Source organism: Candidatus Epulonipiscium sp., from assembly GCA_012519205.1.
Lineage (GTDB): Bacteria > Bacillota > Clostridia > Lachnospirales > Defluviitaleaceae > JAAYQR01.
Map to the genome: position 1 here is coordinate 123,986 of JAAYQR010000007.1, position 6,173 is coordinate 130,158.

The following is a 6,173-nucleotide window of genomic DNA, read 5'->3' on the forward strand; positions in this document are numbered from 1 at the left end:
ATGGCTTTACTAGAAACTAAAGACCTAGGGATTACCTTTGGCGGGTTAAGAGCTGTTGGAAATTTTAGCATTCATATAGAAGATAGGCAATTAATGGGACTTATTGGTCCAAATGGGGCAGGAAAAACAACTATTTTTAACCTATTAACAGGAGTGTATCATCCTACAGAGGGTGTTATCAATTTAAATGGTGAAAACATCGTAGGGAAAAAAACCTATGAAATTGTTCAAAGGGGCATAGCACGGACATTCCAAAACATAAGATTGTTTAAGGACTTATCAGTTATGGATAATGTTAAAATAGCATTTCATCATAAAATGAAACACTCCATTGCATCAGGAATATTAAGAATGCCTTCTTATTGGAAGGAAGAAAAGGAAGTCCATGAAAAAGCCTTGGAACTTCTATCCCTTTTTGATATGGAAAAGAGTGCAAATATAACAGCAAAAAACCTTCCCTATGGCCAGCAAAGAAAATTAGAAATTGCTAGGGCCCTAGCAGCAGACCCTAAACTACTGTTGCTAGATGAACCTGCAGCAGGGATGAATCCTCAAGAAACAAAGGAACTGATGGAAACAATTCATTTTATCAGAAATAAGTTTAATATCGCTATACTTCTTATTGAACATGATATGGGTCTAGTTATGGGAATCTGTGAAAAAATAGTTGTTATCGATTATGGGATGATTATTGCAACAGGGACTCCTTTGGAAATCCAAAAGAACAAAAAAGTAATCGGCGCCTACTTAGGTGAATAGGAGGGCTGTAAATGCTACAAATAAAAAATATTAATGTGTATTATGGGGCAATCCATGCCATTAAAAATATAAGCTTTAAAGTTAAAGATGGGGAAATAGTGACTCTAATAGGAGCTAATGGGGCAGGAAAGACTACGATACTTCATACTGTTTCCGGGCTTATGAGAGCTAGAAGTGGAGAAATATCCTTTTTAAATGAACGAATTGATGCTATAGATGCCCATAAATTATTACCGATGGGAATGGCCCATGTACCAGAGGGTAGAAGGGTTTTTGCCCAAATGACCGTCCAGGAAAATCTAGAAATGGGGGCATTTATACGAAAAGATAAAAGTGGCATAGAAGAAAGTTTTGAGATGGTATTTAATAAATTCCCAAGATTAAAGGAAAGAAGAAAGCAGTTAGCAGGAACGTTAAGTGGAGGGGAACAGCAGATGCTTGCCATAGGAAGGGCATTAATGTCTAAACCTGAACTTCTACTAATGGATGAACCTTCCATGGGACTTGCACCAATTCTTGTTCAGGAAATTTTTAATATTATAAAGGAAATCAATTCTACAGGGACAACCATCTTACTGGTTGAGCAAAATGCAAATATAGCATTATCCATAGCCCATAGGGCATATGTGTTAGAAACTGGCAAAGTTGTTCTAGAAGGTAATGCAAGAGAACTCCTAGGCAATGAAGAGGTTAAAAAAGCATATCTAGGATCATAAAAAAAGAAGGCGGTGCCTTCTTTTTTTAGTCTTTTTTACTAACGGATAAAACATTGTATCCCCGATTTTTTAATGTATTTAATAAATCGTCAACATAAGTGGTATTTAATCTGATGATTATTTCACTTCTTTCATTTTCTATATCAAAATTGGTTACATGGTGGATGTTGATGCCATATTCTTTAATAACACTGGAAATATCAGCCAGAGTACCTAGTTCATCTTTTACTTCAAGGGAGATTCTAGTTCCATGATCATTGGCACCAAGAAACTCGATGAACGCATCTAATATATCTGTTCGGGTAATAATGCCAACTAGTTCACCCTTATCATCTACAACGGGAAGAGAGCCTATATTATTACCACGAAGCAAAACAGCAGCTTCTTCAATAAGCATATCAGGAGATGCGGTGAATAAACCTGTAAGCATTATATCTTTTACCTTAGTTTTTGATAAAAGGTAGTTAAGTTCAAAGATGCTAAGGGAAGTGGTCTTAGAGGGACTTACTTCCTTAAGGATATGTTCTGTAACTAATCCTTTTAGCTGTTTGCCTTCAATAACAGGAAGCTGTGAATAGCCATGTTCCATAATTAAGTTAAAGGCAGTAGTGATGGATGCGTCTGGAGATACGGTAATGACATTGGTATTCATTCTATTTTTAACATACATAATCTACACCTCCATAATATATTTTCTGTCCTTATTATATCATATAGATATATATTTCACACTTATAAAATTTAATTATTCATAGAGACGATGTGAAATCATCTAGGAAGGTTCCTTTAAATACTAAACAGTCATAAAATTATAGCATAAAGTATACATAAATAAATTATAGTAAATCATTAATTTATGTATAGATTAAGTAGATTTAAGTTATCCTAATAGAAATTTAATTTTAAGGAGAGATTAACTTGAAACATAAACATTTAGAAGAATTAAAAGAAAAATATAAGGATGGGTTTAGATGCATTCGTACCGAAAATATTGATAATGAGATGAATATTTATCTTAAAAACTTTTATACAGAAGAAATAGATACTATGAAATGCAGCCACCCCGATGAAATAGAAAAATTAAACTCATTTATTGATTCGATGACGGAAACTGAATAAATATTTTAAACAAAAATAGCTAGACTATAAACCCATATATGGTATAATATGTATATTACTATTTAAGGGGGAAAACTATGTATGCACAAATGAAAGAAAGTAAAGTTGCAAATTGCACCATAAGTAGAAATGATAAAATGATAATCCCTAGGATACGGGAAAGAATCGAACACCTAGAAAGAAGAATGCATACGGATTGGTATGATCCTATCCAACTCTATAATGATATTATTAATCTCAAAAAAATCATCGATAATTTAATAGAAAAAGAAGAAATTAAAAGGGAGGATATTCCCAATGAATATACTCAAATTATAAAACTCCTTAATATGGTTCGATAAAGCGGCGCAGCCGCTTTTTTTAATCATAAGAATAAAATAACTCACCTAGGGCATAATTAAGATAACTAAATTGGTAAAGGGTGGTTAATATGGCTAAATTAGAAGGAGTTTCTTCTGTGCATATTGCTAGAAAGTATTTCATTTACATAGCTCTAGAAAATTTATTGGATATGATTTTGACCTTATATGCCACTATAAATGGGCATGGTGTAGAAATAAATCCCCTATTATCCTCTATAGTGCAAGACCCTTTTTTATTTGTAATGATTAAAGGGGTTATTCCTACTTTGTTATTGATTTTCGTTTTTTTAAGATTATCTGCTTCAAACCCAGAACTTATCAGGAAAAGCATCCGATATCTCAAGCTATGTTTCTGTTGGTATCTGATGGTACTTAGTACCCACATTGTCTGGATTTCATTTTTACTCTAGATTCATAATATAGTATAATAAGGTTTTGGAATGCCAAGGCCTTATTTTTATTTTGTTTTGCGGGCATTTTATATGTCGTAATTCATAGTAAATTACTTGCAAATAATTAGGGTATTATGTACAATTATAATGTTTAGATAAGAATAGGGAGGATTAAAATAGATGAGTAAAAGACCGACACCATGTATTATGACAACTGAAGAAGCCATGAGACAGGAAGAAATCATCAAGCAAATAAGAATGAAAAACGATGCCGAAAAGTCGAGGGATGCTAAACAAAAATATTACCATATATCCACCTTTGGTTGTCAAATGAATGCCCATGATTCAGAAAAATTAGAGGGTATGTTGGAACAAATGGGCTATGAAAAAATTGAAAAAGAAACAGATGCAGATTTTATCCTATATAATACCTGTTGCGTAAGGGAAAATGCCGAACAGAAGGTTTATGGGAAACTGGGCTTTTTAAAGCATCACAAACAAACAAAAAAGGATGTTGTCATCGCCATATGCGGATGTATGATGCAGCAAGAATCTGTTCTTAATGCCATAAGGAAAAAGTATAGGCATGTGGACATCATTTTTGGAACATTTAATCTATATAAAATGCCGGAGCTATTTCAAACTTATCTAGAAACTAAAGAAACGGTTATCGATATTTGGAAAGAACATAAAGAAATCGTTGAGGACTTACCTAGCGTTAGAAAATACAAATTTAAGGCTAGTGTAAATATTATGTATGGCTGTAATAATTTTTGTACCTATTGTATTGTACCCTATGTAAGGGGAAGAGAAAGAAGTAGGGAACCACAAGATATTATAAATGAGATTAGAGATTTAGTGGCTGATGGCGTAAAAGAAATTATGCTATTGGGGCAAAATGTAAATTCCTACGGTAAGACCTTAAACAAAAAAATGACCTTTGCACAGCTTATTAGAAAAATAAATGAAATAGAAGGATTAAGACGGATTCGTTTTATGACATCACATCCTAAGGATCTTTCCGATGAGCTAATAGAGGCCATGAAAGAATGCGATAAGGTATGTAATAGCCTTCATCTTCCTTTTCAAGCAGGAAGCAGCCAAATCCTTAAAAAAATGAATAGAAGATATTCCAAAGAACAATACTTAAACTTAGCTAAGAAAATACAAGAAGCCATTCCCGGTATTTCCTTAACAACAGATATTATAGTGGGCTTTCCCGGAGAAACAGAAGAAGACTTTCTAGATACCTTAGATATCGTTCAGAAAATAGGGTTTAATGGGGCATATACATTTTTATACTCCAAACGTACGGGAACCCCTGCAGCTACGATGGATGAACAGGTGCCTGATGAAATAGCCCAAGAAAGATTTAATGCCCTTCAAAAAGCCCTAAAACCAATTATCGCCGAAAAGACCCAATCCATGATTGGTAAGATGGTGGAAATATTAGTAGAAGAACCAAGTAAAAGCGATAAAAACTTCCTTACCGGACGAACAAATGATGGGTATTTGGTTCATTTTGAAGGGGATAGGACCCTTATTGGAGAGTTCGTTAAGGTAGCGATTATCTATGCTAAAACATTTTATCTAGTCGGAAAATTAGACTGATTAAGGTTGTATTTTTATAAAATGACAGCCAAGGAGGGAAGGACTTTGGCATTAACGCCTATGATGCAGCAGTATTTTGATATAAAAGAAAATTGCAAGGACTGTCTTTTGTTTTTTCGTCTTGGGGATTTTTACGAAATGTTTTTTGAAGATGCCTTGATTGCATCAAAAGCCCTCGAGATTACCTTAACAGGGAGAGACTGTGGATTACCGGAAAGGGCCCCTATGTGCGGGGTTCCCTACCACTCTGCAGAGGCTTATATTAATAGATTAATAGAAAAAGGCTATAAAGTAGCAATTTGTGAGCAAGTAGAAAATCCAAAAGAAGCAAAGGGAATCGTAAAAAGAGAAATCATAAGAATCATCACACCAGGAACACAAATAGATACCAAGGCCCTAGATGAAGGGCGAAATAACTTTTTATTAAGTATTTTTATGGGCTCTTTAGGGTATGGGCTAGGGGTTGTAGATATTACAACAGGGGAATTTCAAGTAACCGAGATTATGGAGTTACCCCACACCAAGAGACTTTTAGATGAGATTGCAAAATACAATCCTGCAGAAATAATATGCAATAAGGATTTTGCGCTCCAAAAAGAGATATTAGTGGAAATCGAAAATAGGTACAATACATATATAAACGAGCATAATGAATGGAGCTTTGAATACGAAACTGCCTATAAGATGCTTTGCCAGCATTTTTATGTCCATAATCTCGATGGTTTGGGTTTGAAAGAATTCACATTGGGAATCAGTGCTTGCGGGGCCCTGCTTCAATATTTAGGAGAGACCCAAAAAATAAGTTTGGCCCATGTTAATGAAATTACCCCGTATTATACCGATGCCTATATGAGGCTAGACCTTTCTACTAGAAGAAATCTAGAATTAACAGAAACCCTAAGGGAAAAGACAAGAAAAGGGTCACTGCTTTGGGTTTTAGATAAAACAAAAACAGCTATGGGGGCAAGGCTTTTAAGAAAATGGTTAGAGCAGCCCCTTATAGATGTTCATGAAATAAACAAACGGCTAGATGGGGTAGGGGAATTTAAAGATAAGCCCATCCCTAGGGAAGAAATAAGAGAGCTCTTAATGGTGCTTTACCATAGGGATTTATAATTCTAAAAAAATTGGCATGGTCGGTTTCAATATCGGCTATGCCGTTTTACTTTCTTTATTAGGAATATCTATTGCACCAATGCAGTTATAGTATATCC

8 protein-coding genes are annotated in these 6,173 nt (G+C 34.5%); 7 read left to right on the top strand and 1 reads right to left on the bottom strand.

The window, feature by feature from the left end; translation table 11 throughout:
- Together GX308_01805 and GX308_01810 are read left to right on the top strand one after the other, a co-directional pair.
- A complete protein-coding gene (locus tag GX308_01805; protein NLK20828.1) occupies nucleotides 1–759 on the top strand; it encodes an ABC transporter ATP-binding protein in 759 nt (252 codons plus the stop codon).
- A gap of 11 nt (nucleotides 760–770) precedes the next feature.
- Complete coding sequence (locus tag GX308_01810) at nucleotides 771–1,475, top strand: ABC transporter ATP-binding protein (GenBank protein ID NLK20829.1); 705 nt, start codon at nucleotides 771–773, stop codon at nucleotides 1,473–1,475.
- A 25-nt stretch (nucleotides 1,476–1,500) separates the two neighbouring features.
- On the opposite strand, the gene GX308_01815 is transcribed toward GX308_01810, so the two are convergent.
- Entirely contained in the window at nucleotides 1,501–2,145 is a 645-nt protein-coding gene (locus tag GX308_01815) for a CBS domain-containing protein (GenBank protein NLK20830.1), read from the bottom strand.
- A 248-nt stretch (nucleotides 2,146–2,393) separates the two neighbouring features.
- Between GX308_01815 and GX308_01820 the strand changes: the two genes are divergently transcribed.
- From GX308_01820 to GX308_01840, 5 genes are all read left to right on the top strand, one after another.
- Nucleotides 2,394–2,594, top strand: a complete 201-nt coding sequence (locus GX308_01820) for a hypothetical protein (protein ID NLK20831.1) — start codon at nucleotides 2,394–2,396, stop codon at nucleotides 2,592–2,594.
- A gap of 77 nt (nucleotides 2,595–2,671) precedes the next feature.
- A complete protein-coding gene (locus GX308_01825; protein NLK20832.1) occupies nucleotides 2,672–2,935 on the top strand; it encodes a hypothetical protein in 264 nt (87 codons plus the stop codon).
- Between the two features lie 89 nt (nucleotides 2,936–3,024).
- On the top strand, nucleotides 3,025–3,366 hold the full coding sequence (locus tag GX308_01830) for a hypothetical protein (protein NLK20833.1): 342 nt from the start codon (nucleotides 3,025–3,027) through the stop codon (nucleotides 3,364–3,366).
- Between the two features lie 162 nt (nucleotides 3,367–3,528).
- A complete protein-coding gene (gene miaB / locus GX308_01835) occupies nucleotides 3,529–4,959 on the top strand; it encodes a tRNA (N6-isopentenyl adenosine(37)-C2)-methylthiotransferase MiaB (GenBank protein NLK20834.1) in 1,431 nt (476 codons plus the stop codon).
- Between the two features lie 45 nt (nucleotides 4,960–5,004).
- Nucleotides 5,005–6,075: a hypothetical protein gene (locus tag GX308_01840; GenBank protein ID NLK20835.1), complete on the top strand. Its 1,071-nt coding sequence runs from the start codon at nucleotides 5,005–5,007 to the stop codon at nucleotides 6,073–6,075.
- Nucleotides 6,076–6,173 lie beyond the last annotated feature (98 nt).

Coding starts and splice junctions, on each gene's coding strand:
- GX308_01805 (NLK20828.1), top strand. CDS start 1: ATGGCTTTACTAGAAACTAAAGACCTAGGGATTACCTTTGGCGGGTTA.
- GX308_01810 (NLK20829.1), top strand. CDS start 771: ATGCTACAAATAAAAAATATTAATGTGTATTATGGGGCAATCCATGCC.
- GX308_01815 (NLK20830.1), bottom strand. CDS start 2,145: ATGTATGTTAAAAATAGAATGAATACCAATGTCATTACCGTATCTCCA.
- GX308_01825 (NLK20832.1), top strand. CDS start 2,672: ATGTATGCACAAATGAAAGAAAGTAAAGTTGCAAATTGCACCATAAGT.
- GX308_01830 (NLK20833.1), top strand. CDS start 3,025: ATGGCTAAATTAGAAGGAGTTTCTTCTGTGCATATTGCTAGAAAGTAT.
- miaB (NLK20834.1), top strand. CDS start 3,529: ATGAGTAAAAGACCGACACCATGTATTATGACAACTGAAGAAGCCATG.